This window comes from Corynebacterium hiratae (genome assembly GCF_009708045.1).
GTDB classification, from domain to species: Bacteria; Actinomycetota; Actinomycetes; order Mycobacteriales; family Mycobacteriaceae; genus Corynebacterium; species Corynebacterium hiratae.
Map to the genome: position 1 here is coordinate 74,604 of NZ_VIOG01000005.1, position 26,574 is coordinate 101,177.

The following is a 26,574-nucleotide window of genomic DNA, read 5'->3' on the forward strand; positions in this document are numbered from 1 at the left end:
TTTAGCGCAGCTTGTCCGCGGCTTTTTGGATTCTCCGCACGGACACCGCATGCGCGGTACCCAGGCGTTGTGCGAAGAGCGATACGCGCAACTCCTCGATCATCCAGTAGATGTCCTTGACCTCACGGGTCTTCTCGCGGCCGGCGGGCAGCGTGCGTAAACGATTGTTCAGATATGCCTTCGCTTCGTCGACATCGGCTTGGCGGTCGGCATCCCGATCCGTGTCTAGATTCATGTCCTCGAGCCTGATGCGCGCGGCTTGGATATAACGCGGCAGGTGGCGAAGGTGCTGCATGCCGTGCATAGTGATCGCATTCGGGGGCAACAAGAACTTCAGCTGATCGCGAATATCATCGATTGCCGGCCCCTCCCACTGTTTGAGCTCAGCGTTGAGGTTCGAATACTCTGCCAAACCAGGTGCGATCGCGACCACCGCCTGGCGGACGCGGCCTGGCACCTCCGGTTTAACCGCGTTGAGAAGAGTGGTGAATTCACCAGGACTTCGTACCGGCCCGCCCTTCTCCATCATGATGTCGCGTACTGCGGCGACCCGAGCATCGTTGACGAGACCTTCGGCCCCGCCGTGCGGGTAGGCGTCGACAGCAACCCGCTGCTGCAGGGGTAGACCCTTGACCATATGCTGCGTGTTTACGGAAATCTCTCGGAGTAGCAGCGTCAGGGTGGTGGTGATCATGGAGGCGTCGGCAGCCGCCTTGGTTGGATGCACCTTCAGCGCCACGCCCTCCTTCGTAGCCACAAGCGCAGGATAAGCGGTGACCTCATGTCCATCGACCACCGTGGTCACTTCCTCATCGATAGCGCCCAGCGTGTCTTCCGACCATTCCTTGACGGAAGCGGATTCGGCGGCGCGGCCGACGCGCGACACGGAGGAAGAGATATGCCCGGCTTGGCGTTGCACGAGCGCCGTCAAATCGCGGTCGGAATCGATAATCTTGCCCCGCTTGTCCACTGCGGCATAGTTCATGCGCAAATGGGGCGGGAGCTGATCAGGGCGGAAATCAGCCGCGTTGATACCCTGGCCGCCCATGTCCCGCAACACCGCTGCGAGCTGGTCGATGAGCGCTCCTTCATAGGGAAGGAGCTTGGGCAAGGCCCGCTCAGCGAACTCGGGGGCCGGAACCACAGTACGGCGCAGCGCTTTCGGTAGCGAGCGGATCAGCTCAGTGACAAGCTCTAGACGCAGGCCCGGCACGAGCCAGTCGAATCCCTCAGTATCCAATCCAGCCAGCAGGGGAACTGGAACCCTGAGCGTGACGCCGTCAAGCGGGTCACCTGGCTCGAACTTATAGGTCAGGTCGTAATCGATGCTTCCCTTCAACCACCGATCCGGGAAGGCGTCCTCGGTGACATCGTGGTCATCCTCGAGGAGTGCTTCTGGGTCGAAGTCCAGAGAATGCTTGTTTTTCTGTTTCTTCCACCACGAGTCAAAGTGCCGGGCAGTGGTCACAGATTCCGGGATGCGCTGATCGTAGAAGTCGAAGAGCGTGTCCTCGTCCACAACGAGGCCGCGGCGCCGTGCTTTTTCCTCGTATTCGGAAGCCTCGGCAAGCTTGCGCTTGTTGTCGTGGAAGAAGTTATGGTGGGTGGTCCAGTCGCCGTCGACAAGCGCATTGCGGATGAACATGTCACGTGCCGCAACGGGATCGACGCGATGGTAGGGAACGGTTCGATCGGCCACCACAGTGACACCGTAGAGGGTCGAGCGCTGGGTGACTACCGCAGAGCCTCGCTTGCGCGACCATGTCGGGTCCGAATAGTTGTGCTTGAGCAGGTCCTTGGCCAGCTTTTCTACCCAAGCGGGGTCGATGGCCGCTACGTCGCGGGCCCACAAACGTGAGGTCTCCACCAGCTCGGCCGCCATGAGAAACTCTGGCGGTTTCTTTGCTAGTGCTGATCCGGGGAAGATGAGGAAGCGGGTATTTCGTGCGCCAATGAACTCCTTAGAGTTTCCATCGCGTGCGCCGATATTGGACAGCAAGCCAGACAGCAGGGACATGTGGATGTCATCCGCGCGGCGCTCGGTGCTCTCCTGGGTCGTCCACCCGAGCTGCTTAGCGACATCCCTGAGTTGTCGAACCAGATCAAACCACTCGCGGATGCGCATGTAATGCAAGAAGTCAGCCTTCATCCGCTTACGGAAAGCATTGCCGCTCATCTCATCGCGAGCTTCTTGGACAAAGTCCCACAGGTTGAGCATCGCCATAAAGTCTGAGGACTTGTCCTTAAAGCGAGCATGGGCCTGGTCGGCTTGGGCCTGTTTGTCGATGGGGCGCTCACGCACATCCTGGATTGTCATGGCGGCAACGATGACCATGACGTCGTGGAGGCATCCGGAGGTGTTGGCTTCAACGAGCATGCGAGCCATGCGCGGGTCGACGGGGATGCGGGCAAGATCCCGCCCAATGCGTGTCAGCACCGGCAGCCCGTCCTTCTCTTTTCCTTCTAGGGCGCCCAGCTCGTGGAGGAGCAGCAGGCCGTCGCGTACGGCTTTGGGCTCTGGGGCCTGGACGAAGGGGAAATCAGCGATGTCTCCGAGACGCAGCGAAATCATCTGGAGAATAACGCTGGCTAGGTTAGTGCGCAGAATCTCAGGGTCGGTAAACTCCGGCCGGGAGAGGAAATCCTGCTCGCTATACAGGCGGATGGCAATGCCATCGGCCACGCGACCACACCGGCCTGAACGCTGGTTAGCGCTGGCTTGGGAAATCGGCTCGATGGGCAATCGCTGAACCTTAGTACGGGTGGAGTAGCGCGAGATACGTGCGGTTCCGGTATCCACAACATAGCGAATGCCCGGCACCGTCAGGGAGGTTTCGGCGATATTGGTGGAGAGCACGATGCGGCGCCCCTTGTGTGAGCGGAAAACGCGATGTTGCTCTTGGTTGGACAGGCGCCCAAAGAGCGGAGTGACTTCCACGTTGCGCCAATGACGCCCCTCAATCGCTTCCATTGCATCGCGGATATCGCGCTCGCCCGGGAAGAAGCACAGGATATCTCCTTCCCCTTCCGCCATGAGCTCCTCGATGGCTTCACACAGGGCGTCCAGTGGATCGAGATCAATAGTCTTTCCCCCCGACTCGACTTCGAGGGGACGGTAGCGGATTTCTACCGGGTAGGTGCGCCCCGACACCTCAATGATCGGCGCAGGCTTCCCTTCAGCGTCAGCGAAGTGTTCGGCGAAACGCTCCGGATCGATCGTCGCGGAGGTGATAATGACCTTGAGATCCGGGCGCTTGGGAAGCAGCCTCTTGAGATAGCCGAGGAGAAAATCGATATTGAGGGACCGCTCGTGGGCCTCATCAATAATGATCGTGTCATAGGCGTTGAGGAAGCGGTCGCGTTGCATTTCCGCCAGCAGGATGCCGTCGGTCATGAGCTTTACGGCTGTGGTCGAGGAGACACGGTCATCGAACCTGATGGCGTAGCCAACGGAGTCCCCGATTGATTGGCCGAGTTCCTCCGCAATGCGCTCGGCGACGGTCCGTGCTGCGAGTCGTCGCGGCTGGGTATGGCCGATGAGACCCCGGCGTCCACGGCCGAGCTCTAGACAAATTTTGGGAATTTGAGTGGTCTTGCCCGAACCAGTCTCGCCGGCAATGATGACCACCTGATTATTCTCGATGGCCTCGGCAATATCGTCCCGCCGTCCGGTAACGGGAAGCTGCTCGGGGTAGGAAATCGACGGCACGTTTACGTCGATGGCGCTCACTTTTTCCTGGGCAGATGCAATATCAGCCCCGATAGCTGCAAGCGCTTTGGGGGAGCGAGCCTTGCGGAGGCGGCGGCGGAAAGCACGCTCATCACTCGAGGAAACTGTCGTGAGGGCGTTGTAGAGGTCTTCGCGAGTAGCAGTCATAATCGACCTAGAAGTCTACTCGGAAGTGCTTTTCGCTCACAGGTCGAGGTGGAGAAATTGGTACTCTCGTGGTGACCGTGTGAAAAGAGATTAAAGAAGGGCAGAAGTGTATGACCAATCCTTTTGATCCGAAACCGGATGACAACGGCTCCCACGGCGGGTTCGGCAACAATCCGGGAAACAACGCCAATAACTCCTCGGGAAACAATGGCGGCCTGCCGCGGTATGAACCCACCACGCACCCAGAGGATCAGGCTGGCTTCGGCCAGTCCGGCAGTTATGGCAATTACGGTGGCGAGTCCTACGGCGCTCAGCCCTATGGTGGCAATTCCTATGGCGCCTACAACGCCGGTCAGCCGGGATACGCCGGGGCAACCTACGGAGGCGATTCCGGATATGAGGGCCCTGGTCCGGGCGCCGGCCCTGCCTACACGGGCCCAGTCAGCGCCCTAGAGGCGATCAAATGGGGCTTCAAGGCTGCGCTGGGTAATGCGATGCTGTGGGTGCTGGGTGCCGTCGTGGTGTTCTTTATTCAGGTTATTCCACAAATTGGCATCAGCGTTGGCGAGCAGAACGCCGATGGTACGGGCGCGAGCGTCACGGTGAGCTTCTTCTCCTTTGCCGTGTCTATCCTCGCCATCGTTATCTCTTTGATTGTGTACCGCTTGGCCTATCGCGAGATCGATAAGCCAAGCCCCACGTGGGCACTCTTTTCCAAGGTGTTCGCTGGGTGTCGCCGCTTGTGGTGAACCTGGTCCTGGGTATTCTTGGCGCTATAGCCCTCGTGATTGTTGTCGTCATTGTGTTTGCTGTGGGCTTCGGCGGGGCCTCTGCAATGGATATGCAGAACGTCGAGAACCTCGGAGACGGGGAGATTCTCGCGCTCGTCGGTTCCATTTTCGGTATTCTCGCCGTGCTCATGCTGATCGGCCTGTTCATCCAGCCCTTCTTTACCCTCATGCCCTGGTTGGCAGCGGATACCTCCTCAATCGGTGAGGCGTTCTCGCAGGGGCTCAAGCTAGGCAAACAGAATTACAGCCACATCCTGCTGTTCATCGTTCTTAACGCACTTATGTTTGCCGCGTCCTTCATCACGGCGGGCCTGGCGCTGGTAGTCATCGCACCGGCTATGCAGCTTGCAACCGCGCACCTGTGCCGCCAGTGTCAAGGGCGTTATGCCCCCGCAGCCTAAACGCTAAAGGCCACAGGTAGCGCATTTAGCGCGCGCCGCCGCCCTGACTGTCCTCTTCGGATAGCCCTTTCACAGAGGAGGGCCTAGACAAGGAGGCCGGTCAGTGGCGGCTTTGGCGTTTTGAGAGTCGCGCTGGGGCAGGCGTGTTGATCAGAGGGAGCTGACTAGGGAGACGAAAAGAGGTCCCGAGAGCGCTCGACGGCGTCCTCAAATGCGCTGGTGACCAGGGTCCCGAAAGCGCGGTATTCATCGGCGCGGGCGGCAGAAGAGCGAAAAACGAGCCCCACCTGGCGCTCTGCTGTTACCGAAGGGGCAAAGCGAGCAACGGCAAGCTGCGGGTTCTGGCATTCCGTAACGAGTGCGGATTCAGGTACGAGTGTGGCGCCGAGGTTTCCCATGACAAGCTGCAAAATAGTGGTCAATGACGAGGCGCGCGTGACGGCGTTGGTGGCCTCGGAGGGGTTCACTTTCGCGCGGCGGCACAGGTCGAGGACTTGGTCGCGGAGGCAGTGGCCGTCATCAAGCAAGAGCAAATCGAGATGCTCGAGCTCCGACAGCGTGAGGTCATCGCGCCCCGCGAGTGGATGCGCCGCTGGAGTTACTGCGGTGAAGGCCTCGGTGTAGAGAGGGATCTCCACCATGCCAGGAGCCTCAGTGGGTAGCGCAGCAACGGCTAAGTCAAGGTTTCCTTCGCGCAGCTTATCCAGAAGATGCTGGGTTTGCTCCTCGACGAAGCGGGGCTCCAAATCGGGGTAAGCGTCATCGATGGATCGCAACAGGCCCGGCAAGATATAGGGCGCGATGGTCGGGATGATGCCGATGGTGAGGGGACCGGTGAGCGTGCCGTTGGCGCCGCGGGCTTGGCTCAGGAAGGCATCGGAGGCTTCGAGGGCCGCCTTTGCATAGGGCAGGAGCATCTCGCCGGTGGACGTCACGATGACCTTGCGGGTGGAGCGTTCAATGAGCTGCACTCCCAGTCCTTGCTCGAGCGCGACGAGGGCTTGGGAGAGCGAAGGCTGAGAGATATCGAGCTTGGCGGCCGCGGAGCCAAAGTGCTTGTTCTCTGCGATCGTGACGAAGGTGCGCAACTGGGCGAGAGTCGGACGATACTCCTTATTGTTCATGCCTATAACTGTAACACTTCTAATTCGTCGGTCCTATTGACGCGCGAAGCCTTCCGTGGCATACTTGGCAGGTGAGCGACCGCGTACCTGCTAAAAGGCAGATTGGCGTATGGTCGTAGAGATTTGCATCACAGTTATGCATTGTTGTGACACTATAAGGAGTTGAGCCTTTAATGCCTATCCTGACCGTTGGCGAGAAGTTCCCAGAGTTCGAGTTGACCGCACTGAAGGGCGGTGACCTCCACGACGTTAACGCTAACCAGCCGGAGGACTACTTCGAGCAGGTATCTCTGGACAAGTACCAGGGAATGTGGAAGGTCGTGTTCTTCTACCCGAAGGACTTCACCTTCGTGTGCCCGACCGAAATCGCCGCCTTCGGCAAGCTGAATGAGGAGTTCTTGGACCGCGATACCCAGGTGCTTGGCGGCTCCACCGATAACGAGTTCGCTCACTTCAACTGGCGTGCAACCCACCCGGAGCTGAAGGAAGTTCCGTTCCCGATGTTCTCTGACATCCGCCACGACCTGATCCGTGCCCTCGGTGTGGAGAACGCCGACGGTGTTGCTGACCGCGCAACCTTCATTATCGACCCGGACGGTGTCATTCAGTTCGTGTCCGTGACCCCGGATGCTGTCGGCCGCAACGTTGATGAGGTTCTGCGCGTGCTGGACGCCCTGCAGTCCGAAGAGGTCTGCGCCTGCAACTGGGAGGCTAACGACCCGACGAAGAACATCGACAAGCTCGAGGTTGTTCAGTCCGCTCTGTAAACCAGCAGTAAGCACAACCGCCCAACCTTAAAGGAGTTACATCAGTGTCTATCGAAAACCTGAAGTCCGCGCTTCCGGCATATGCTAAGGATCAGAAGCTCAACATCGGTTCCCTTACACGCACCACCGAGCTGAATGAGGAGCAGCTGTGGGGTAGCTTGGTCGCTGCTGCCGCTGCGACCCGCAATGATCTGGTGCTGTCGGAGATTCTCGAGGAAGCCCGCGAGCACCTCAGTGAGGAAGCAATTGACGCAGCTCTTGGCTCCGCCACGGTGATGGCTATGAACAACGTGGCCTACCGCGCAAAGAGCTGGTTGGGCGATGATTTTGCCCAGGTTAAGTTTGGTCTGCGCATGAATATCATTGCTAAGCCCGGCGTCGACAAGGCTACCTTCGAGCTGTGGAGCACCGTTGTCTCCGCCATCAACGGCTGCGAGCACTGCCTGTCCGCACACGCTAATACTCTCCTCGAGGAAGGCGTGACCAAGGAGCAGATCTGGGAAGGCATCAAGGTAGCTGGCGTCATCGAGGCCGTGGCCCAGGCGCTGCAGGCCGAGGCTGTGCGCACCGCTGAGTAAAGCCAGCTAGCACTTTCCTAGCTAAACGTAGAGTCCCACTGCCCGCATTTGGCGGGAGGTGGGACTTTCTGTTTTGGGGCCCGTCGGGGAGGGGCGTCGGTGCGCAGAGGGCGCGTGGGACAGCTCTCTTCCTGCCTTTAGCCGACGACCCCGCCGAACGCGACGCCGATGCCATAAGTGACGGCCAGGCCCAGTGCACCACCGATGACCAGGCGGAGCACGGAACGTCCAGTGTTCGTGTCGGCGAGGCGGGCGGAGACGTAGCCTGTGATTGCAAGAGCGACCAAGGTAACGATGGCGACTGTTGCTGCAGCCATGCTCATGGGGGCGAGGAAGATCGACAATAGGGGAAGTGCGGCGCCGGCGAGGAAGGATACTGCGGACCAGAAAGCCGCATGCCAGGGATTGGTCAGGTCTTCGCCGTCGATGCCCATTTCAAGCCGGAGGTGTGCCTCGAGAAGTCTATCCTCGGCGGCGATTTCGCGCGCTGCGGTGTCCGCGGTTTCGGTGTGCATGCCGTAGCTGGCGAGCATGGAAACGAGCTCGGCATGCTCTTGTTCGGGGATTTCCGCCAGCTCGTGGGTCTCCTTGTCGATCATCATCCGCTCGGAGTCACGCTGAGCGGACACCGAGACGTATTCTCCAAGCGCCATGGAGGCGGCACCAGACACGGTGGCTGCCAAGCCGGCGGTGAGGATGGCGCTTGCCGACGCCCCCGAACCCACCACGCCGAGTAGAAGCGCGGCGACAGAAACGATACCGTCGTTGGCGCCAAGAACGCCTGCCCGCAAAGAGTTGAGGCGCGCGTTGTGTGAAGATCCGTGGGGTTCGTTGCCATGGTGGGGCATTGCCAGCTCCTCGATGTCCAGAGTGTCCACGTCGTGCTCTAGTGCTCTCGCAATTGTCTAGAGAACTTCTTATACTCCAGTATCAATGCTGGTCAACGCCCTGTAAAGCGTGTGTAGGCTTAGCTGAATGCAGGGAGCGAAGGCTTAGATAATAGTGCCAGTCCATTCGCCACAGGCGGCACCATCCACGGACAGCCCCATGGTGAAAACCTGGTCGGTGAGTTCAAAATGAGCCGTTGGCACGGTGACAACGAGCTCCTCGGGGGTGTACGTATAGGGATAGTCAACTGGACGGTGGGCATCCCTGGTGTCCTCACCAAAAGACGCGATTTCCATGGAGACGAGCTGGTCTCGCTCGAAGTGGATGATGAGTTGAAGATCGAGGGTGTGCAGCTTAAACACGACGTCACGGTGGTGGGGAAGGCCTCCGAGAAGCCAGTGGACCGTGACGACGTCATCCTGCGTTTCAAAGTGAACGCCCGCGAGGCGAATACTGGTGGCTGGGGAGTCTGGGGTATTCATAGCGCCACCCACTGTACTCCCCACGTGGCTATGTGAAATCGAGAGAAAAGTATTCAGATTTGGTGAGATGCAGGACCTTCTCGAAGAGCCAGCAAAAGAGCAGCGCAAGGGCGAGCGGCAGGACGAGGTAGACAAAGGTGATAATCATTACGTTGCCAGCGCTCCAGCCCCAGCCTTCGTAGTTGAGGGCGGCCAAGGGGCCCATCAGGCCGGAGATGCCGAAACCAGCGGAAATCGGGGTACCGGAAATCCCTAGGGCGCCGCCGACCCCGCCCAAAACTGCCGCGGAACAAATTACCGGGAGGAAGGTCACTGGCTTGGACAGCATATTGGCCATTTGCACCTTGGGGGAACCGAGGACGTGCAGGATGGAGGTGGCGAAGCCGTTGACGCGCCAACCAGCAACCAGAAGGGTAAATCCGGCGGCCACGGCACCCAGGTTGGCGGTACCGGAGGCAACGCCGTCAATGAAGATGGCAGTGGCAATGCCAACGGTGGAGACTGGGGAGACAATCATGATGGCGAAGAGGATAGCGAGGACCACGCCCATAAGGACCGGCTGCAAAGTGGTTGCGCCGTTGACCAAGTTGCCCAACCACAGGGTGAAGACCTTAACAATGGGGTAAGTGACTACCCATCCAATCGTGCCCGCGACCAGAGTCACAATGGTGGAGAGCAGCAAGATTGAATAGTTCTTGAGTTTATCGCCGATGAAAATAAGCAGGCCCACCGCGATGGCTGTGGTAAGTCCTGAGTTAATCACAAGGCCAGTACCTTTGAGGAAGAAGCCGCCCTCGGGATTCACTGTGGCCACGCCGGAGCCGCAGAAGGAGGCAATACCCACCGCGGCGGTTTGGATGGGTGTCATCTTGAATTCGATGCCAATGAGGACACCGATCATGACGGGCAAAAGGCTAGCGGCCAAACCGGTAAGGGCCATGACGGTGGCGGCGCCAGACCAGAAGGGCAGCAGAGCCTTTGCTAGTTCGCCCAGTAGAGCTTGCGGAACCAGCGACACCACGACGGCAATGGAGATGCCGTTGAGGACCTTCATAGTGAAGGAACCGGGTGTGAGGCGCTCGGCCGCGGGGGCTGCGCTGGCGTGAGGAATTGGGGAAAGCTTGCGTTCGTCTATCTGTTGTGCCGTGCTCATTACCCAATCATACGAATAATATGCGATGAACGGAAAATATTAATGCGAAGAAGGGGGTATTAATATTCCCTGCTGATGCGCCCTAGTACTCCACGCGCAGTTCAGATAGCCGTACTTCCCCGGCTTCATCGGAGGCATCGAGATCTACGGTGCCAACCAGCTGATAGGAGTTATCCCCCTCTGGGTCCTTAAGGATCTGACGCACGGTCCACGCCCGCGAGCCGCCAACGCCACGAACGCCCGAGCCCGTGTCACCCTTATCCAAGACAAAGTATTCCTGGCCCCTAGCCGCTGGCCCAGTGTCAATGTCATCGTAGTCATCGAAGTAGTCATCGAGGGCGCGGCCGAAGTCGGGGATCTCCTCCAAGTAGTCCAACAGGTCCGCCAAGCGTTCTTCCTTCTCCAACGCAAAGAGTTGGGCAAGGCGGAAGAAGTAGTTGCGCACCATGATGCTGAAAGCCCGCTGATTCGCGGTCAAGGCCGTGGGATCCTCAACTCCAAAGGCCAACTCGCGGTCCAAATCCTCCTGGGAAATGGGGGAGTCCTCGCCAGCCATCTCAGCCCACTCGTCGACAAGCGAAGAATCTACTTGGCGGATAAGCTCCCCGAGCCAGACGATGATGTCCTCGAGTTCTTCTGTGAGGAACTCCGCGGGAATCGACTGCTTGAGCGTGCGCCAGGCATCCGTCAGGTAGCGCAAAATGACGCCTTCCGAGCGGGCAAGACCGTAGGTGGCGACGAGATCGGAAAAAGTCATGGCGCTCTCCAGCATGTCGCGCACTACAGACTTAGGCCGCAGCTCGAACTCCTTAGCCCATGGGTTGGTCTGGCAGAAGGTCTCATAGGATTGTTCGAGGAGTTCTTCCAGGGGCTTTGGCCACGTGATGTCTTCCACGATGGCCATGCGCTCGGTATAGTCCACGCCCTCCGCTTTGAGAGCTGCTATCTCCTCACCGCGCCGCTGCTTCTGTTGAGCAATAAGCACCTGGCGTGGATCATCCAGCACCGATTCAAAGACAGAGATGACATCGAGGGCATAGGTCTCGGACTCGGGATCCAGCAAGGTGAGTGCCGCTAGCGCGAAGGGGCCTAAAGGCTGGTTGAGGGCGAAATCGCGCGGCATCTCACGGACCACGTGGTAGGGGCGGCCGTAGATATCGAGCCCCTTCGTAGACTTTTGCACCACGCCCGAATTGAGGAGGCCTCGGAACAGACTCAACGCTGTGAGGATGTCCTCGTTCTGGCGGGCGCGCGTGTTGTGGCTCGTGCGGAGCAGGTGCTTAAGGTGCTCGTAGCCGTTGCCGTGGCGGGCGAGCACGTTGAGCAACATGGAGTTGGACACTCGGAACTGGGACGTCAGTTGTTCCGGCTCGGCGTCGATAAGCCGGGCGTAAGTCTGCTCCGACCACGACACTTCACCGTCGCGCGCAGACTTCTTCTTCAGCTTCTTGAGGCGGGCCGGGTCATCGCCCACACGACGCCGCGCTTTGGCGTTCTCAATCTCATACTCCGGCGCCTGCACCACGACGGTGCCTTCCGTGTCATAACCGGCGCGGCCAGCGCGGCCGGCAATCTGGTGAAACTCACGGGATTTCAGAATGCGTTGGCGGGTCCCGTCGTACTTGGCCAAACCCGTCATCAGCACTGTACGGATGGGGACGTTGATGCCCACACCCAAAGTATCGGTGCCGCAAATAATCTTGAGAAGGCCCTTCTGGGCCAGGCGCTCAACCAAGCGCCGGTACTTCGGCAGCATGCCAGCGTGGTGGACACCGATTCCCTTACGCAGAAGCTTAGAGAGGTCTTTGCCAAACGTCGTGGTGAAGCGGAAGCCCGCGAGCTCCGCGGCAATGGCCTCCTTCTCCTCGGCAGTGATGATCTTCGACAGCGAAGTGAGCGCCTGCGCACGCTCTGAGGCTTCGCGTTGGGAGAAGTGGACGACGTAGATGGGCGCCTTGCCATCGGCGAGCAATTCTTCGATTGTTTCGTGGACCGCGGAAAAAACATAAGAGAAGTCGAGGGGCACTGGGCGAGTTGTTCCCGCTACCAGAGTCGTCGTGCGGCCGGTACGCTCCGTCAAATCCTTCTCCAGCCAGGCGGTGTCACCCAGGGTGGCGGACATGAGCAGGAACTGGGCCTTCGGTAGCTCCAGGAGCGGTACCTGCCAGGCCCAGCCGCGATCGGGCTCGGAGTAGTAGTGGAACTCGTCCATGATCACTTGATCGATGGCGGCTTCCGCGCCATCGCGTAGCGCAATATTGGCCACGATCTCAGCGGTGGCGGCGATAATCGGGGCGGAGCCATTGACCGTGGCATCGCCGGTCATCATGCCGACGTTCTCGGGGCCGAAAATCTCGCAGAGAGCGAAGAACTTTTCGCTCACCAAGGCCTTGATGGGAGCGGTGTAGAAGCTGCGCTGGCCGCGTGCTAAAGCAATGAAGTGGGCGGCGTTGGCCACCATGGACTTACCAGAACCGGTGGGGGTGGCCAAGATGACGTTATCCCCGGCGAGAACACCAAGGGAGGCCTCTTCCTGCGCCGGGTAGAGCGAGATACCGCGGCCAGAAGTCCAGGACAAAAATGTGTCCCAGATGGCCTCATCAACCATCGACTCGGGGACTTCGGCGAGATCGGGCAACATCTGAGAAAGGTTCACCCGTCCCACCTTAGGCGAAAATCTCTATTAACCAGAGCGTCGGCCCTGCGCCCCAACTTCACTGCCCTGCCGCTAATTGTGCGGCTGGGTAAGACATGCTTAGACGTCGTCATCCATGTCTGAGCCGGGACCTTCATCGCGGCCGTAGTTGTCTTCGCGGTCATCGATATCTTCGGACAGAATGTCCGAGCTGTCATCGAGGCCAGCAAGAAAGGCCTCAAAGTCCGCACCGATCTCCTCGCCGGTGGGCATGTGCTCCTCACCTGGCATGATGGCCTGCGGGTGGCGGGAGCGGTAGCGCTCCATGTAGGCATCGTACTGCTCTTCTAGCTGACGTACGACGCCAGCGATCTCCTCAGAATCGGTAACCTGCTCCTCCAACTGCTGGTTGATGCGAGCAACGTCCGCTTCCAGGCTGCCCAGCGGAATGTTGAGGTCAGCCGCCGAGGCGACCGAATCCAACAGCCGTAGCGTGGCGGCCGGGTAAGGAGACGCCGCAAGGTAGTGCGGAACATGAGCGGTGTATCCAGCAACGCGGCGGCCCTTCTTATCCAAGGCTCGCTCAATATACAGGGCGGCGGCGCCCGGGACCATCATGGTGGATTCCATGCGCACCATGGAGTTAAGGAGCTCCGGCTCATTGCCGTGCGCCGTGACCACGGTGGGGCGGGTGTGCGGCACCGGCATAGGGGCCGAGTACAGCATGATGGTGTTCTTGATATCGAACTTTTCCACCAAGTTCACCACCGCGTCCGTAAATGCCTCCCAGCGCAAGTCCGGTTCCGGTCCAGAAAGCAGCAGGAAAGGTGTGCCGGAGTTATCCCGGAGCACCTTGATGCCCAGATCGGTGTTCTCAATTTCTACTGTGCGGTCGTGGTCAATGGTGACGGCGGGGCGGCGAGAGCGGTAGTCAATAAGCTCGTCATTATTAAACGAAGCCAGCTGGCGGTTCTCCAACGCGGCTTTGAGGTGATCAGCACTGGCTTCGACGGCCTGGCCCGCATCGGCATAGCCATTCATGGCCACGATCATCGTAGGGCCATTGCCTGGGGCGGAATCGTCCTTGACCACTGGTGCGGGATACTCCAGCTCATACATGCGGCCCTGTTCTTCCTGCATGATTGTGACTCCTCCTTCTATCCGTGCGTTTCTTTAGAAGCGTACGGACTTAATCAGCGTTCTGTGCCTTGCAACGCTGTAGGGCTACTACCTATTCCCAGCAGCGATTGTGCGTTCCTTGCCAAGCCGAGCTGGGATTGCTCATGGGCACTGGTGATGATCGTTCAAGCATGCCACATGGCCATCCGTTGTGCCAGCATGTCGAGTGGGTGGGTGTGAATAACTCGGCTCTTTCCCTCGGATTACAGACCAGTCCGGACTAGTTATCCACAGATTCTCCGTGTGTGGCGTGATCCCCCTAGCGTCCTGTGGCAGCCCTGGTTCAGGGTACAAGTATGAGCACATTCTCAACGCACACAGATAACACCCCACCGATTACGACACCTGGTCATCTCCTTGCTAACATCCCCGGACTCCTTGGCTTCTATCCCACCGAATCGGTGGTATTCATGGCCATTGACACCACCCCGCGCGGCCCGGCCATGGGTCCGCTCGCCGCGTCGATATCCCCGATGCCGCCGGAGCCCTGCCAGACATCGCGGCGATGCTGGCAGAGAATGCCCGCGAAGGCGTCTTCGCCTTCCTCATTTCGCAGCGCCCGCTTACTGAATTACGGGAGGTGACCCACTGGCTCTATGGCCTGGATCGTTCCTGTGACGGGTTGGAGATTGACGCGGCCTGGTACGCCAAGGAAATCACCAAACATGAGCCCTACGTTCTGTTGCACGGAACCGTCAACGCAGATGGGAGCGGGCCGATGAAAAAGTGGGTAGAAGGCACTATACCGGCGCTTACCGACGCCTCCTCGATGCGTTCCTGCGTCAATCACAATGTTGTTCCAGAGCTCAATAGGGAAGAATTCTTTGCCATTTTCGCGCCGGGAAACCCACACCTGGATTCTGCCGAAGCCGAAGCCCTGAGCCGGCAAGCACGCGATACCGCGACTCAGTTTCGCGCCCAGGTGGCCGCGGCGAAAGGGAAGAAACGCAAGGAACTCCTTGAGCACTTTGTGGATGATGCTCAGTGGGCGCTTCACCAGGTGGCGTCTGTGGAGGAAGCCGAAGAAGATGTAGAGCTGTTGGCATCATGCGCCGTGTGGCTGTCGACGACGTGGACGCGCGACCTCGTGGTGGGTGTCTGTGCGGAGGCTGGCGAAACCGGTGCGTACCTTCTCCTAGCAGCAGCGCGCACATTTGGCGAAGATTTACGGGCGAATGCGCTAACTCTGTTCGCTTTGGCGCACATGAAACAGGAGTGGGACATCCTGGCTGGACCGGCACTGCAGCTCGTCACGGAAGAGTTCCCCAGCCATCGCCTAGGCTCGCTGTTGTGCCAGGCCTATCGCCACGGATTGCACGAAAAGATACGCGCTTCGATCTACACGGGCGCGCGCAAAGCTTTTGACAACGCGGTAGGGGATACGGCTGGGGAGGGCAGCACTAACGCCGCGCGGAATGAGCCCGCTCGCCGAGCTGCCGGGTAAAGTTCCACGCATCCGTCACGATGGTGGTCAAGTCGGTGCGGCTCGGATCCCATCCGAGCTCGGACTTAATCTTGTCCGAGGAGGCCACGAGGGTTGCGGGATCTCCTGCGCGGCGTGGCGCCAGCTCAGCCGGGATGGGGTGTCCGGTGACTTCACGGCAGGCCTCAATGACCTGCTTGACAGAGTAACCGTCCCCGGAGCCGAGGTTATAGATGCGGTGTGTACCCGCAGCGTTGCTTTCAAGCGCGAGCACATGAGCGTCGGCCAGGTCACGGATGTGGATGTAATCGCGGACGGCGGTGCCGTCGGCAGTGTCGTAGTCATCGCCGAAAATGAAGATCTTGTCGCGATGGCCAAGTGCTACCTGCAATACAAGCGGAATGAGGTGGGTTTCCACCTCGCGGTTCTCGCCAATGCTGCCGTAGGCACCGGCGACGTTAAAGTAGCGCAACGACGTCGCCCCCAAGCCGTAGGCCTGGGCATAGGAGGTGATCATGTAGTCGATTGCGAGCTTGGATGCGCCATAAGGATTCGTCGGCTGCGTAGGCATCGTCTCTGTGATCGGAACCTGTGCAGGCTCGCCGTACGTTGCCGCGGTCGAAGAAAACACAAGGTTGGTGACGCCGAATTCGCGCATGGCGTTGAGCAACTGCAGCGTCGTGACGACATTGTGCTGCCAATAGTCAGCCGGAGCCTCAACGGATTCGCCAACGAGGGAGCGAGCGGCAAAATGCACAACGCCGTCGAAGCCTCCTTCAGATAGCACTTCACGAGCGACATCGGCCACGTCACCCTCGACGAGGCGGGCCTGCTCTGGGATAGCTTCGCGGTTGCCGGTGGAAAAGTTATCGATGATGGTGACGTCGTGCCCCTTCTCCACGAGGACGGCCGCGCACACGCTGCCGACATAGCCGGCACCGCCAGTAACAAGTAGCTTCATCGCCTTAGTTCTCCTTGACTCGGATAGCGTGCGCGAGGTCGTCGACAAGCTCGACGGTGTGGCCCGACTCCGTGGTCAGCGTAATCGTTCCGCTTTCATTGACCACGGTAACCTTCGAACCAACCTGAATACCGCACGAGTAAAGCTCGTGGAAAGTCGAGTTATCCGCCTGCAAAACCTCGTTGATCTGGACGATGGTGGCTGCAGTCTTTTGCCCGGTGGGAAGATCGATGGCGCGAGTCCCCAGGTCGAGTTCCGCGGGGGTCATGCCAAGCTGCGCCAAACCTGGGATGGGGTTGCCGAAGGGGGAGCGGGAAGAATCCTCAAGAACGGCTATGACTCGCTTCTCTACCTCTTCGCTCATGACGTGCTCCCAACGGCAGGCCTCATCATGAACCTTGTGAATATCGAGGCCCAGGACGTCCGTGAGCAAGCGCTCAGCGAGGCGGTGCTTGCGCATGACATTGGTGGCCAGTTCGCGACCTTGCTGGGTGAGGTCGAGGCTGCGGTCCGTGCGCACGTGGAGCAGGCCATCGCGCTCCATGCGAGCCACAGTCTGGGACACAGTCGGCCCAGATTGCTCTAGGCGCTCTGCAATGCGAGCACGCAGTGGGGTAATTCCTTCCTCTTCGAGCTCATAAATGGTTCGCAGATACATTTCCGTGGTGTCAACTAGATCCCTCACGTGGGCTTACCTTTCTGCGTTGTCGGCGGTCCGTAGCCACATAGGTTTAGGCGCGGTAATAGGAGTGTATTAAGAGAATATCTTAAACAATAGCGTATTTTTTCAGGGCTTAGCGCACGCAGCGCTGCACGCTGCGCGGGGTGAATAGGAAGATATGGACAAAGAGATTCACGGCCCTCGAGAAATGACGAAAGCCACCGAGCATCGACCTCCCCGAGCCCAGCACACAATTTAGGTGGGCAGGAGGGATGAACCTCGATGGCTAGCGCCAAGCTATGAAACAGAACTTAAAGCGCGTATTCGCGGAGACGATCGGCGCGGTTGCCCTCCCGCAGCTTGGCCATGACCTCGCGCTCAATCTGGCGAACACGCTCGCGGGAGAGACCGAACTTGCGTCCAATCTGATCGAGGGTGCGCGGAACACCATCGTCCAAGCCATAGCGCAGGCGGATGACATCCTGCTCACGCTCCTCGAGGGAGCCGATGACGGAGCGAATATCAGAGTGGCGCATGGATGCCACCACGGCGGTCTCCGCATCGGTTGCCTCGGCATCCTCAATGAAGTCACCCAACGGTGCTTCTTCATCGGTGCCCACAGGCATATCCAGGGAGACGGGATCGCGGGACTGGCGCAACAGCATTTCGATCTTGGACTCTTCGATGCCGGATTCCTCGGCCAGCTCCTCATTCGTAGCCTCGCGGCCCAGGGACTGATACATCTCGCGCTTAATGCGGGAAAGCTTATTAACCTGCTCTACCAGGTGCACCGGGAGGCGGATGGTGCGGGACTGGTCAGCCATGCCGCGGGTAATGGCCTGGCGGATCCACCACGTGGCGTACGTGGAGAACTTGAAGCCCTTGGCATAGTCAAACTTCTCCATCGCACGAATCAGGCCCAAGTTTCCTTCCTGGATGAGGTCCAGCAGCGGCATGCCGCGGCCGGTATAACGCTTAGCCAGGGAGACCACGAGGCGCAGGTTGGCCTCGAGGAGGTGGGAGCGTGCCTTCTTGCCTTCGCGGGCGAGAATCTTGAGGTCGCGCTTCTCGGCGCGGGTCAGCTTCTCGGCATTGGCGAGCTTGTACTCGGCGTACAGGCCCACCTCGATTGCCTGTGCGAGCTCAACTTCGTCTTCGGCGCTCAACAGCGCAGTCTTGCCGATTCCGTTGAGGTAAACGCGGACCAAGTCCGCGGAGGGATTGTCATTAGTCTGGTTACGGCGTGAGCCGCGGTCAACTTCCTGTCCGTCCTCGTCCTGGACGCTAGCAGCGGATGATGTGGCCATCTCATGCCTCCTAAGTTGCGGCTTGGTTCATCTCCTACAACGGACCTTCGGCGCAGATAGTTCCCACGGTTTGAAAAATGTTCACGCATCCCGGTCTGCGAGGTGGGTTTTAGGCCTTTTTGGGGGAGGCGCGCCGAGGCTACACCTCAACGAGCACGGTAAACGGCCCCTCATTGACGGAGGAGACCTGCATCATGGCTCCGAAGCGACCTTCCTCCACGGTGATCCCGCGCTCCCGCAGGCGAGCGACAACCCCTTGGATCACCGGTTCCGCCGCGTCCCCGGGTGCGGCATCTGACCACGATGGCCGGCGGCCCTTCGCAGTTCGCCCGTAGAGAGTGAACTGGCTTACCACTAGCACTGGAGCTCCACTGTCAACCACGCTGGTTTCGCCCTCGAGAATGCGCAGCTCGGCGATCTTGCGTGCCATCGTGTCCATCCGCTCCTCCAAGGATGGCCCGTCGGCAAGACCAGCTTCGGCGCCTGCTGTGACATCTTCACGAGATACACCAATGAGCGCTAGAATGCCGCCGGTGTCGGGACAGCTGATGGAACCGACAACGTCGCCTTCTACCGTAACGGAAGCTTCAGAAACGCGGGTGAGAACAGCACGCATGGACGGGGATACACAACCTTTCTTGTGGAGAAGTTTTCAGTACGCAAGGAGGCTCCTGGGGATACAGCTAACGCGAACTACTTGGTCTACTCGGTGTTGCTAAAAGCTAGCAGCTCCGTGGGGATCAGCAGACCATGGCGGATGAGATCCACGATGGCAGGAAGCGCAGCACTCACCAGTGCGGTCTCATCAAAGCCTTGTGCGGCGGCGTAAAGCTCGATGGTTTCGCCGATGCTCAACCCATGCGGATTGAGCCCAGCGACGATAGCCGCGAGGTGCTCGTCGACATCATGCTGCCAGCGCGGACCGTCGGTCCGGCTCAAACGTAGCGCTGCGCGCTCAAAGCCCATGCCAAGCTCAGCATCTGGCAGGGCCACGTCCTCCCGAGCAACACTGGGGCGCAGCTGAACGTGCTTGGTCTCCAGCTCACCCGGCACCAAAGCGCGCAGCCACTCGACGCGCGCAAAGTATTCTTCCACCTCGGGCCCGAGCGGATCGATGACCGGCTGTGACATTGTCTCCGCCAGAATGTCCGAGGGCTCGTCGTCCCCAATCCGCTGGATGGCTACGAAACCAAACCCAATGCCGGTGACCTCATGGTCGCGGAAGTGTTCGAGCCAACGGCGCGAACGCTCCCTTCCTGCAGGGCTGCGAACATCCACGGACTCATCGCTTAACCAGGTGGACACATACAGGGCAGGATCTGCCACGTCGCGTTGAATGATCCATGCGGCTACACCGGTGTCCGGTAACCACGAGGCAACCCGCTGTTGCCAGGACTCCTCGCCTTGATGAACCCACGCGGCGAGCACGTGCGCGGTTCCTCCAGGGGTGAGGTGTTCCACGGCTTGGGACACCACGAGCTCACTAGCACCATCGAGGTTGAGTCCGGAATCTCGGTACACATGGCCGACCTCAGGAAGGCCCACCACGAATGGAGGATTGGCCACGATGCGGTCGAAGCGCTCGTGTTGTACCGGCTCGAACCACGAACCCTGGCGCAGTTCGACCCGTTCCTTTGCGTCCGCTGCAGCAACGGTAGCGCGGGCGAGCTCGAGGGCTCGCTCATGGACATCAGTAGCGACGATGCGCTCTGCAGAATCCAGCTGCCCCAGGACCTGCACGCCAGAGCCTGTGCCCAGATCCAGCACCGATGACACCGGAGTAGTGGGAGTCGAATGAAGTAGGGAAAGGCTGGCAGAGCCGACACCCAAGACGTGCTCGGGACCAGGAACGTGGTCCACGAGGGAAGCATCAACATCGGAAAACACCACGCGATTCTTGCCCACGATGACGTGCGGCCGAATGTCGTATGCCACGTAGACAGTGCCGTGATCGTCGGTAAGCGCGACACCGCTGTCAAGCAATTGGGTGGCTAGGCGGGCACCGAGGACGTCGGAAAGCAGCGTGGCCGGCACGTGCTCGTGCAACACAAAGATGCGGATGAGGCGGTCGAGACGGGAGTCGCCGCTAGCACCCAGCGCCACGGCCTCGGGCTCCCCGCGATGTAGGGCTTCGGTGTACTCCGGCCCTAAGTGTCCCGCGATGCCGTCCGCGGTGAATCCCGCGTCAGCAAAGACACGGGCGAGGTCGGCCGCGACATCCGCGACGGGGTGCTCTGGGTTCATCTCCGGGCCAAAAGGAGAAGGCTGTTGTGTGCTCACAAAAGTGTCCTTACATTGCTTCGGGAGGTAAACGGTAAATGTCTAGTCTTCGTGGTCGATGGTGTTTTGCTTCGCCGTATCGTCGTGTGATGACGGCGCGCCGGGAAGCGCTCCATGGGACCGGCTTGTCAGTTGCTCGCGCTGGGCCTGCGCCATTTGCCGGGCCATAGCGGGCTTATAAACAGCCTTCTCGCGCTTGTCTTTCTTTTGACCCCGACCATTGCCAATGACCACAGCGATCCAGGGCAGTGGGAAGGTGACGGCCACGACGAGGGCAGCGGGGATCCACCACTGCCAAACATAAACCATGGCCCCGGCTATCAGGAGGGATGGAACGCGCAAAAACTGCAGTATTGAGTAGATGATCTCGCGGCGATGCCGGTCTTGACCGGGGGCGAGCTTGGCAGTCGTGATGAGGTGCGTCTCGCGGCCGAATCCGCGCCCGCGCCGCTGCCCTGAACGTGGGGTATGGCGGGGGTTATCGCGCGAGTTCGAAGGGGTCATGCCTACTAGCGTAGCTGCAGGACTCGCCAACTTCGATACCGATGCGGCATGATAGGGGGCGTGAGTACGACGACTAAGACTATTGAACGCCCTGATGTCCGCGAGGATACGTCGACCAACGACGACACCCCGAAGTTCTTCCACTACGTGAAGAAGAACCAGATCCTCGATTCCGCGGTCAACGGCAAGTACGTCGTTGCCCTGTGTGGAGAGACCTTCCCGGTGACCAAGCAAGCGAAGCCCGGCTCACCCGTGTGCCCAGACTGCGAGCGCATATATAAGAGCTTGCGCCGCCGTTAAGTCTGACGTCGACGCTCATCCTGCGTCGGCGTAAACCGAAGCGTACGAAAAACTTCACAAGAGCGGGATGTTGGGATAACTAGAGGGGGAAAGTCGCTGACCGTGTCTACTCAGACTCCAGCACAGAGATTTGCCAATAACGGTTCGCTGCGCGTATGGCAACGCGCGGCTTTGGATAAGTTCCTAGCCACCAAGCCGAAGGATTTCATGGCGGTGGCAACGCCAGGCGCAGGTAAGACCACCTTCGCCCTGCGGGTAGCCACAGAGCTCATGGCGGACCGCACCGTAGAGCGCGTCATCGTGGTGGTGCCCACCGAGCACCTCAAAGTGCAGTGGTCGGAATCCGCCTCCCGCGTAGGGCTAGCGCTTGACCCCAAGTTCACAAACTCCTCGGGAGTCAACCCCGCGATGGACGGTGTCGTGGTGACCTATGCGCAGGTGGGCATGCACCCGTACAAGCACCGCGCGGTTGCCTCAGCGCGGCGCACCCTGGTGATCCTTGATGAGATTCACCACGCCGGAGATGCCAAGAGCTGGGGCGATGGCGTGCGGGAAGCCTATGATGATGCGGAGCACCGCCTCGCACTGACTGGTACGCCCTTCCGCTCCGATGACTCGCAGATCCCCTTCGTGCGCTATGAGGAGGACGGGGAAGGCCACCTCGTATCCCGCTCTGATCACACGTATGGCTATGGCGATGCGCTTGCCGACGGTGTCGTGCGCCCCGTGGTCTTCCTCAGCTACTCCGGCGAATCCCGCTGGCGCGACAGCGCCGGTGAGGAACATGCGGCCCGTCTCGGCGATATCCTCAATCCGGAGCAGACCGCCCGCGCCTGGCGCACGGCCCTCGACCCGAAGGGCGAGTGGATCCCCACCGTCTTGCAGGCGGCGCACACGCGGCTGATGCAGATGCGCCGCAACATGCCGGATGCCGGCGGTCTGGTACTTGCTACCGACACGACAACCGCGCGCGCCTACGCCAAGATCCTCAAGCAGATCTCCAATACTCCCGTCTCCGTCATCCTCTCCGATGATCCAGGCTCCTCCGCGCGCATTGCGGAGTTCTCTGAATCCACCGACGAGTGGATGGTGGCCGTGCGCATGGTGTCGGAGGGCGTCGACGTTCCCCGCCTCGCCGTGGGCGTGTACGCCACCTCTGCCTCGACCCCGCTGTTTTTCGCTCAGGCCATCGGGCGTTTCGTGCGCTCCCGCATGCCCGGCGAGACGGCCTCCGTCTTCCTGCCCTCCGTGCCGGTGCTCTTGGGCCTTGCCGAGAACATGGAAAAGCAGCGCGACCACGTCCTGGGAGGGGAGAAGAACCCCGACAAGGAAGGCTGGGACGACGAGCTTCTGGAGGATGCCAACCAGAAGAAGTCCGAACCGGACATGCTCGAGCCTTCCTATGAGTCCCTCGGAGCGGAGGCAGAGTTTTCCGGGCTGCTTTATAACGGCTCACAGTTCACCACGGGCAACATCACCGATGAAGAAGAGGATTTCCTCGGCATCCCCGGGCTTCTCGACGCCGACCAGGTCAAGGACCTTTTGCGCAAGAAACAGTCCGATGAACTGGACCGCCGCGAGGCAGAAGAGAAAGCGCGCCGAGCTGCGGAAGCAGCGGAAGAACAACGCCGCAAGCTCTACGGCACCCCGCACGCGCCCAAGCGTGGGGCAGAGGCGTCGGCAAGCAGCGCCGGTTCCCAGTCAGGTGTGGTGGATGAGATTTCCGCACTGCGTAAAGAACTCAACACGGTGGTGTCGATTACCGCCCAACGCACCGGGCGCCCGCATGGTGCCATCCACACAGAAGCCCGCAAGGCCTGCGGTGGCCCGCCGACTGCGTTGTGCGACGCCGAGCAGCTGCGGGAGCGCATCGATTACCTGCGCAAGTGGTAGCCGGCGCGGCCGCGCTATCAACTAGTTGGTTGATGAGAAACTCAACCGGCTACGCGATGGAAACGCTGTGAGCGCGAAGCAGGATGGATAGCAGATGGTCTAAAGGCCAATCACCATCCTCGACGCAATCGCCACAGCAGCGTGGCTAGGAAGGAACACACAATGCAGTCCCTCTATAGAGCAGCCATCTTCTACCTTGTCATGGGGTTGAGCGCCGGCGTGTTCTACCGCGAGTTCACGCGCGCGAACGATTTCCCGGAGGGACAGTTCACCCAGCTAGGAGTGGCCCACACCCACCTCTTGGCGCTGGGGTTCATGATGTTCCTCATCTTCCTTGTGGTGGACAAGGTCTTCGCCGTGTCCCGCAACAAGAAGCTTTTTAACTCCTTTTTCTGGTTCTACAACATTGGCGTTGTGCTTACCGTTGGAATGCTCATCTGGCACGGTAGCTTAACTGTGCTGGGGGAGGAATCGACCGCGATGATCGCCGGAATCGCCGGCCTCGGACACATCTTCATTACGGTGGGTCTGGCACTCTTCCTCGTCGCACTTGGCCGCGCATTGAACGAGCCCGCTAACCCTGCCGCCGCAACTTCTGTGAGCGCCTAGCTATGCCCGCGGCTACAACAGAATCCAGCACGGTGGCACCAACCCGCCGTGACTGGATAAGCCTTGCGGTTTTATCGGTAGGTCTGGGCCTCATCGTCCTCGACGGCACCATCGTCGGCGTGGCATTGCCCGCCATCATCACGGACCTCAACCTGGATATTACCCAGGCACAGTGGGTCAACAGCCTCTACGCGGTGGTGCTTGCCGCACTGCTACTGTCCACAGGAAAAATCGCGGATAGTTGGGGCCGCAAACGAGCTTTCCTTCTCGGCCTCGCCGTATTCGTAGCAGGCAGCGTGTGGGCTGGTTTCTCCGAAACAGCGGGAATTCTCATCTCGGCACGTGCCGTGCAGGCAGTGGGCGCGGCTTTTATCATGCCCTCCACCCTGTCCACCGTGAACGCCGTATTCCGCGGGAAGTATCGTGCGGCCGCATTCGGCGTCTGGGGCGCCGTCATCTCAGGCGCTGCTGCCGTAGGCCCTTTAGCCGGCGGCGCGCTTACTCAGTGGGTGTCTTGGCACTGGATCTTTCTGGTCAACGTCCCCATCGGCCTTATCGTGGCCGGTGGAGCTGTCCTTACCGTCCGGGAAACCCGCAGCCCAGAGACTCGCCCTGGAGTCGACGTCGACGGCGCACAGTTGAGCGCGATTGCCTTTGGGGCCCTTGTTTTCGCCGTCATCGAGGGGCCCAGCCTTGGCTGGTGGACACCGCAAGCGGAGCTGACTGTGTTCGGGTGGACGTGGCCTGCCACCGCGCCGGTATCCGCTGTGCCGGTGGCGCTGCTCATCGCCGCGGTCGGATTCACTTTGTTTATCCGTTGGGAGAAGCACCGCGAAAAGGTTCAGCGCTCCGCACTCTTGGACTTGGGGCTATTTTCCTATCCGACGTTCTCGTGGGGAAATACCACCGCCGGTGCGGTAGCCATCGGGGAGTTCGCCATCATCTTCGTCTTGCCGTTATACCTCATTAATGCGTTGGGCTTAAGCGTAATGTCTGCCGGCCTTGTGCTCGCGGCGATGGCCGTCGGAGCCTTCATTTCAGGTGCAGCCGCACGCCACGTCGCTGGGCGGTTCGGCGCCCCTGGCACCGTACTCATCGGCCTGAGCCTCGAGGTCGTCGGTGCTCTCATACTCGCGTTAATTCTCGGTCCCGACACCAGCGGATGGCTCATCGCGCTGCCGCTTGTGATCTATGGAGTGGGCCTAGGATTCGCTTCTGCGCAGTTAACCGGAACCGTCTTGCGTGACATCCCCGTGGAAAACTCAGGCCAAGCTTCCGCGACACAGAGCACAGTTCGTCAAATTGGTTCTTCCCTGGGAACCGCGATTTCCGGTTCGGTCTTTTCCGTCTCGCTAGCGCTGTCTCTGCCGAAGGCGCTTAATACCATTGGCTTCGATGGTCCGGCTGCGGAAGGAATAGCGGAAGCAGCGCGTCAATCGGCTGGGTCGAGTATCGCTGGGCTGCGTGCGCAGGGTGCCGCCAGTCCCTTCGGAGAGGAGACTGCCGTGTTGGTCCGAGCACTCAGCGACGGTATGAGTGATGCAGCGCGTTGGTCATTGCTGACCGCAGTTGCGTTCTTAGGGCTCGGTGTTATTGGTGCGTTGCAAGTCCGCAAAGCAGCGCAGGGCTAAGCAAGGGGGCGTAGCCCACGGTGTTGGCGCAACGGTTTCAGCGAAACATCCAGCAGCGAAGGGTAGGCTCGGCAGCATTGTGAGAAGAGTGCTCTAGGCCAAAGACAACCTAAGGAGATGGATGATGAAAAAGCTCATCAACTCGCCGGACAACGTAGTAGCCGAATCAGTAGAAGGCTTCGCGTTAGCCCACGGTGACATTGTGACTCGCAACACGGAACCGCTGTTTGTTGCCCGCGCACAGAAGAAAGAACACGGCAAGGTAGCTATTGTCTCCGGTGGTGGTTCTGGGCACGAGCCTTTGCACGCGGGTTTCGTTGGCTACGGCATGCTGGACGCGGCGGTGCCGGGCGCCATGTTTACGTCGCCTACACCGGATGCAATCCAAGCAGCCACAGAGGCAGCCCATGCTGGGGCGGGCGTTCTTTACATCGTCAAGAACTATACCGGCGATGTTCTCAACTTTGATACGGCAGCCGAGCTGGCTGACTTCGATGATATTGAGGTCAGCCAGGTCATCGTCGACGATGATGTCGCGGTGGAGGATTCTACGTTTACCGCCGGACGCCGCGGCGTGGCAGGAACCTTGTTGGTAGAGAAGCTGGCAGGTGCCGCAGCCGAGCGCGGCGATGATCTTGCTGCGGTGACAGCGGTGGCTAAGAAGGTAGTGGAGAATACCGCGACCATGGGCGCGGCACTGAGCGCCTGCACGGTGCCGCACGTGGGCAAGCCCTCCTTCGACCTTGGGGAAGACGAAGTCGAACTCGGCGTGGGTATCCATGGCGAGCCGGGCCGCAAGGAAATTCCACTGGTTTCTGCCGATGACGTTACTGATCACCTACTCGACCCCGTCTTGGCAGATCTTAAGCTGAGCGAGGGGGAGCGCACCATCGTCGTCGTCAATGGCATGGGCGCCACCCCGGCCTCTGAGCTGTACGTGGTCTACCGCCGCGTGGCCCAGCGTCTCCAGCAGGCTGGCATCGCCATTGAGCGCTCCCTCGTGGGTAACTTCGTCACCAGCCTGGACATGGCTGGGTGCTCTGTTACCGTCATGCGAGCGGACGACGAGGACCTCGCGCTTTTCGACGCTCCCTGCCACACCTCCGCACTACGCCAAGGAATGTAACAAT

22 protein-coding genes and 1 pseudogene are annotated in these 26,574 nt (G+C 59.9%); 10 read left to right on the forward strand and 13 right to left on the reverse strand.

Annotation, left to right across the window (positions count from 1 at the left end; all coding sequences use genetic code 11):
- Position 1: 1 nt before the first annotated feature.
- Positions 2-3,877, reverse strand: coding sequence for an ATP-dependent RNA helicase HrpA (gene hrpA, locus FME68_RS05610; RefSeq protein ID WP_158396552.1), 3,876 nt, complete (start codon positions 3,875-3,877; stop codon positions 2-4).
- A 110-nt stretch (positions 3,878-3,987) separates the two neighbouring features.
- Between hrpA and FME68_RS13215 the strand changes: the two genes are divergently transcribed.
- Positions 3,988-4,626 carry a hypothetical protein gene (locus FME68_RS13215; RefSeq protein ID WP_230308907.1) on the forward strand — a complete coding sequence of 213 codons (639 nt, stop codon included), beginning with the start codon at positions 3,988-3,990 and terminating at the stop codon, positions 4,624-4,626.
- Complete coding sequence (locus FME68_RS13220; RefSeq protein WP_230308908.1) at positions 4,608-5,069, forward strand: hypothetical protein; 462 nt, start codon at positions 4,608-4,610, stop codon at positions 5,067-5,069. The genes FME68_RS13215 and FME68_RS13220 overlap by 19 nt, the downstream gene beginning before the upstream one ends.
- Positions 5,070-5,233: 164 nt before the next feature.
- Here the strand turns inward: FME68_RS13220 and FME68_RS05620 are convergent, their stop codons facing one another.
- Positions 5,234-6,193, reverse strand: coding sequence for a hydrogen peroxide-inducible genes activator (locus FME68_RS05620; RefSeq protein ID WP_158396554.1), 960 nt, complete (start codon positions 6,191-6,193; stop codon positions 5,234-5,236).
- A gap of 173 nt (positions 6,194-6,366) precedes the next feature.
- Between FME68_RS05620 and FME68_RS05625 the strand changes: the two genes are divergently transcribed.
- Together FME68_RS05625 and ahpD are read left to right on the forward strand one after the other, a co-directional pair.
- Entirely contained in the window at positions 6,367-6,960 is a 594-nt protein-coding gene (locus FME68_RS05625; RefSeq protein WP_046648222.1) for a peroxiredoxin, read from the forward strand.
- A gap of 44 nt (positions 6,961-7,004) precedes the next feature.
- Positions 7,005-7,538, forward strand: coding sequence for an alkylhydroperoxidase, AhpD family (gene ahpD / locus FME68_RS05630; RefSeq protein WP_328287732.1), 534 nt, complete (start codon positions 7,005-7,007; stop codon positions 7,536-7,538).
- Between the two features lie 137 nt (positions 7,539-7,675).
- Here ahpD and FME68_RS05635 read toward each other — a convergent pair whose 3' ends face one another.
- The 5 genes from FME68_RS05635 to FME68_RS05655 form a co-directional block, all read right to left on the reverse strand.
- Positions 7,676-8,386, reverse strand: coding sequence for a VIT1/CCC1 transporter family protein (locus tag FME68_RS05635; RefSeq protein ID WP_158396657.1), 711 nt, complete (start codon positions 8,384-8,386; stop codon positions 7,676-7,678).
- A gap of 144 nt (positions 8,387-8,530) precedes the next feature.
- On the reverse strand, positions 8,531-8,908 hold the full coding sequence (locus tag FME68_RS05640) for a hypothetical protein (RefSeq protein ID WP_158396556.1): 378 nt from the start codon (positions 8,906-8,908) through the stop codon (positions 8,531-8,533).
- Positions 8,909-8,936: 28 nt separating this feature from the next.
- Positions 8,937-10,061, reverse strand: a complete 1,125-nt coding sequence (locus FME68_RS05645; protein WP_158396558.1) for a PTS sugar transporter subunit IIC — start codon at positions 10,059-10,061, stop codon at positions 8,937-8,939.
- 82 nt (positions 10,062-10,143) lie between these two features.
- Positions 10,144-12,717 (reverse strand): DEAD/DEAH box helicase, encoded by a 2,574-nt coding sequence (locus tag FME68_RS05650; protein WP_328287733.1) that lies wholly within the window; start codon positions 12,715-12,717, stop codon positions 10,144-10,146.
- A gap of 99 nt (positions 12,718-12,816) precedes the next feature.
- The gene (locus tag FME68_RS05655; protein ID WP_158396560.1) at positions 12,817-13,836 is read right to left on the reverse strand and encodes a PAC2 family protein; all 1,020 of its coding nucleotides are present in this window, start codon (positions 13,834-13,836) and stop codon (positions 12,817-12,819) included.
- Between the two features lie 335 nt (positions 13,837-14,171).
- On the opposite strand from FME68_RS05655, the pseudogene FME68_RS05660 reads away from it, so the two are divergent.
- Positions 14,172-15,319, forward strand: a pseudogene (locus FME68_RS05660) (DUF4192 domain-containing protein).
- Here the strand turns inward: FME68_RS05660 and galE are convergent.
- The 6 genes from galE to FME68_RS05690 form a co-directional block, all read right to left on the reverse strand.
- Positions 15,276-16,259, reverse strand: coding sequence for a UDP-glucose 4-epimerase GalE (gene galE / locus FME68_RS05665; protein WP_158396562.1), 984 nt, complete (start codon positions 16,257-16,259; stop codon positions 15,276-15,278). The pseudogene FME68_RS05660 and the gene galE sit on opposite strands and share 44 nt — an antisense overlap.
- A 4-nt stretch (positions 16,260-16,263) precedes the next feature.
- On the reverse strand, positions 16,264-16,944 hold the full coding sequence (locus FME68_RS05670) for a metal-dependent transcriptional regulator (RefSeq protein WP_144012942.1): 681 nt from the start codon (positions 16,942-16,944) through the stop codon (positions 16,264-16,266).
- Positions 16,945-17,231: 287 nt separating this feature from the next.
- A complete protein-coding gene (locus tag FME68_RS05675) occupies positions 17,232-18,227 on the reverse strand; it encodes a sigma-70 family RNA polymerase sigma factor (RefSeq protein WP_046648202.1) in 996 nt (331 codons plus the stop codon).
- A 139-nt stretch (positions 18,228-18,366) separates the two neighbouring features.
- Positions 18,367-18,843, reverse strand: a complete 477-nt coding sequence (dtd, locus tag FME68_RS05680; protein ID WP_158396564.1) for a D-aminoacyl-tRNA deacylase — start codon at positions 18,841-18,843, stop codon at positions 18,367-18,369.
- An 86-nt stretch (positions 18,844-18,929) separates the two neighbouring features.
- A complete protein-coding gene (locus FME68_RS05685) occupies positions 18,930-20,471 on the reverse strand; it encodes a DUF7782 domain-containing protein (protein ID WP_158396663.1) in 1,542 nt (513 codons plus the stop codon).
- Between the two features lie 78 nt (positions 20,472-20,549).
- Positions 20,550-21,011, reverse strand: a complete 462-nt coding sequence (locus FME68_RS05690; protein ID WP_141759832.1) for a DUF3099 domain-containing protein — start codon at positions 21,009-21,011, stop codon at positions 20,550-20,552.
- Positions 21,012-21,059: 48 nt separating this feature from the next.
- Here FME68_RS05690 and FME68_RS05695 point away from each other — a divergent pair, with 48 nt between their 5' ends.
- The 5 genes from FME68_RS05695 (at position 21,060) to dhaK (ending at position 26,570) form a co-directional block, all read left to right on the forward strand.
- Positions 21,060-21,311, forward strand: coding sequence for a DUF3039 domain-containing protein (locus FME68_RS05695; protein WP_046648196.1), 252 nt, complete (start codon positions 21,060-21,062; stop codon positions 21,309-21,311).
- A gap of 102 nt (positions 21,312-21,413) precedes the next feature.
- Entirely contained in the window at positions 21,414-23,204 is a 1,791-nt protein-coding gene (locus FME68_RS05700) for a DEAD/DEAH box helicase (RefSeq protein WP_328287734.1), read from the forward strand.
- Positions 23,205-23,366: 162 nt separating this feature from the next.
- Positions 23,367-23,813, forward strand: a complete 447-nt coding sequence (locus FME68_RS05705) for a DUF2871 domain-containing protein (protein WP_046648191.1) — start codon at positions 23,367-23,369, stop codon at positions 23,811-23,813.
- 2 nt (positions 23,814-23,815) lie between these two features.
- The gene (locus FME68_RS05710; RefSeq protein ID WP_158396568.1) at positions 23,816-25,444 is read left to right on the forward strand and encodes an MFS transporter; all 1,629 of its coding nucleotides are present in this window, start codon (positions 23,816-23,818) and stop codon (positions 25,442-25,444) included.
- 124 nt (positions 25,445-25,568) lie between these two features.
- Positions 25,569-26,570, forward strand: a complete 1,002-nt coding sequence (gene dhaK / locus FME68_RS05715; protein WP_158396665.1) for a dihydroxyacetone kinase subunit DhaK — start codon at positions 25,569-25,571, stop codon at positions 26,568-26,570.
- Positions 26,571-26,574: the final 4 nt, after the last annotated feature.

What these genes read in the sequence shown, in the direction of transcription:
- galE (WP_158396562.1), bottom strand. Translation starts at nt 16,259, where the DNA reads ATGAAGCTACTTGTTACTGGCGGTGCCGGCTATGTCGGCAGCGTGTGC.
- FME68_RS05640 (WP_158396556.1), bottom strand. Translation starts at nt 8,908, where the DNA reads ATGAATACCCCAGACTCCCCAGCCACCAGTATTCGCCTCGCGGGCGTT.
- FME68_RS13215 (WP_230308907.1), top strand. Translation starts at nt 3,988, where the DNA reads ATGACCAATCCTTTTGATCCGAAACCGGATGACAACGGCTCCCACGGC.
- FME68_RS05620 (WP_158396554.1), bottom strand. Translation starts at nt 6,193, where the DNA reads ATGAACAATAAGGAGTATCGTCCGACTCTCGCCCAGTTGCGCACCTTC.
- hrpA (WP_158396552.1), bottom strand. Translation starts at nt 3,877, where the DNA reads ATGACTGCTACTCGCGAAGACCTCTACAACGCCCTCACGACAGTTTCC.
- dhaK (WP_158396665.1), top strand. Translation starts at nt 25,569, where the DNA reads ATGAAAAAGCTCATCAACTCGCCGGACAACGTAGTAGCCGAATCAGTA.
- FME68_RS05655 (WP_158396560.1), bottom strand. Translation starts at nt 13,836, where the DNA reads ATGCAGGAAGAACAGGGCCGCATGTATGAGCTGGAGTATCCCGCACCA.
- FME68_RS05645 (WP_158396558.1), bottom strand. Translation starts at nt 10,061, where the DNA reads ATGAGCACGGCACAACAGATAGACGAACGCAAGCTTTCCCCAATTCCT.
- dtd (WP_158396564.1), bottom strand. Translation starts at nt 18,843, where the DNA reads ATGCGTGCTGTTCTCACCCGCGTTTCTGAAGCTTCCGTTACGGTAGAA.
- FME68_RS05690 (WP_141759832.1), bottom strand. Translation starts at nt 21,011, where the DNA reads ATGACCCCTTCGAACTCGCGCGATAACCCCCGCCATACCCCACGTTCA.
- FME68_RS05705 (WP_046648191.1), top strand. Translation starts at nt 23,367, where the DNA reads ATGCAGTCCCTCTATAGAGCAGCCATCTTCTACCTTGTCATGGGGTTG.
- FME68_RS05635 (WP_158396657.1), bottom strand. Translation starts at nt 8,386, where the DNA reads ATGCCCCACCATGGCAACGAACCCCACGGATCTTCACACAACGCGCGC.
- FME68_RS05625 (WP_046648222.1), top strand. Translation starts at nt 6,367, where the DNA reads ATGCCTATCCTGACCGTTGGCGAGAAGTTCCCAGAGTTCGAGTTGACC.
- FME68_RS05695 (WP_046648196.1), top strand. Translation starts at nt 21,060, where the DNA reads ATGATAGGGGGCGTGAGTACGACGACTAAGACTATTGAACGCCCTGAT.
- FME68_RS05710 (WP_158396568.1), top strand. Translation starts at nt 23,816, where the DNA reads ATGCCCGCGGCTACAACAGAATCCAGCACGGTGGCACCAACCCGCCGT.
- FME68_RS05675 (WP_046648202.1), bottom strand. Translation starts at nt 18,227, where the DNA reads ATGGCCACATCATCCGCTGCTAGCGTCCAGGACGAGGACGGACAGGAA.
- FME68_RS05685 (WP_158396663.1), bottom strand. Translation starts at nt 20,471, where the DNA reads ATGAACCCAGAGCACCCCGTCGCGGATGTCGCGGCCGACCTCGCCCGT.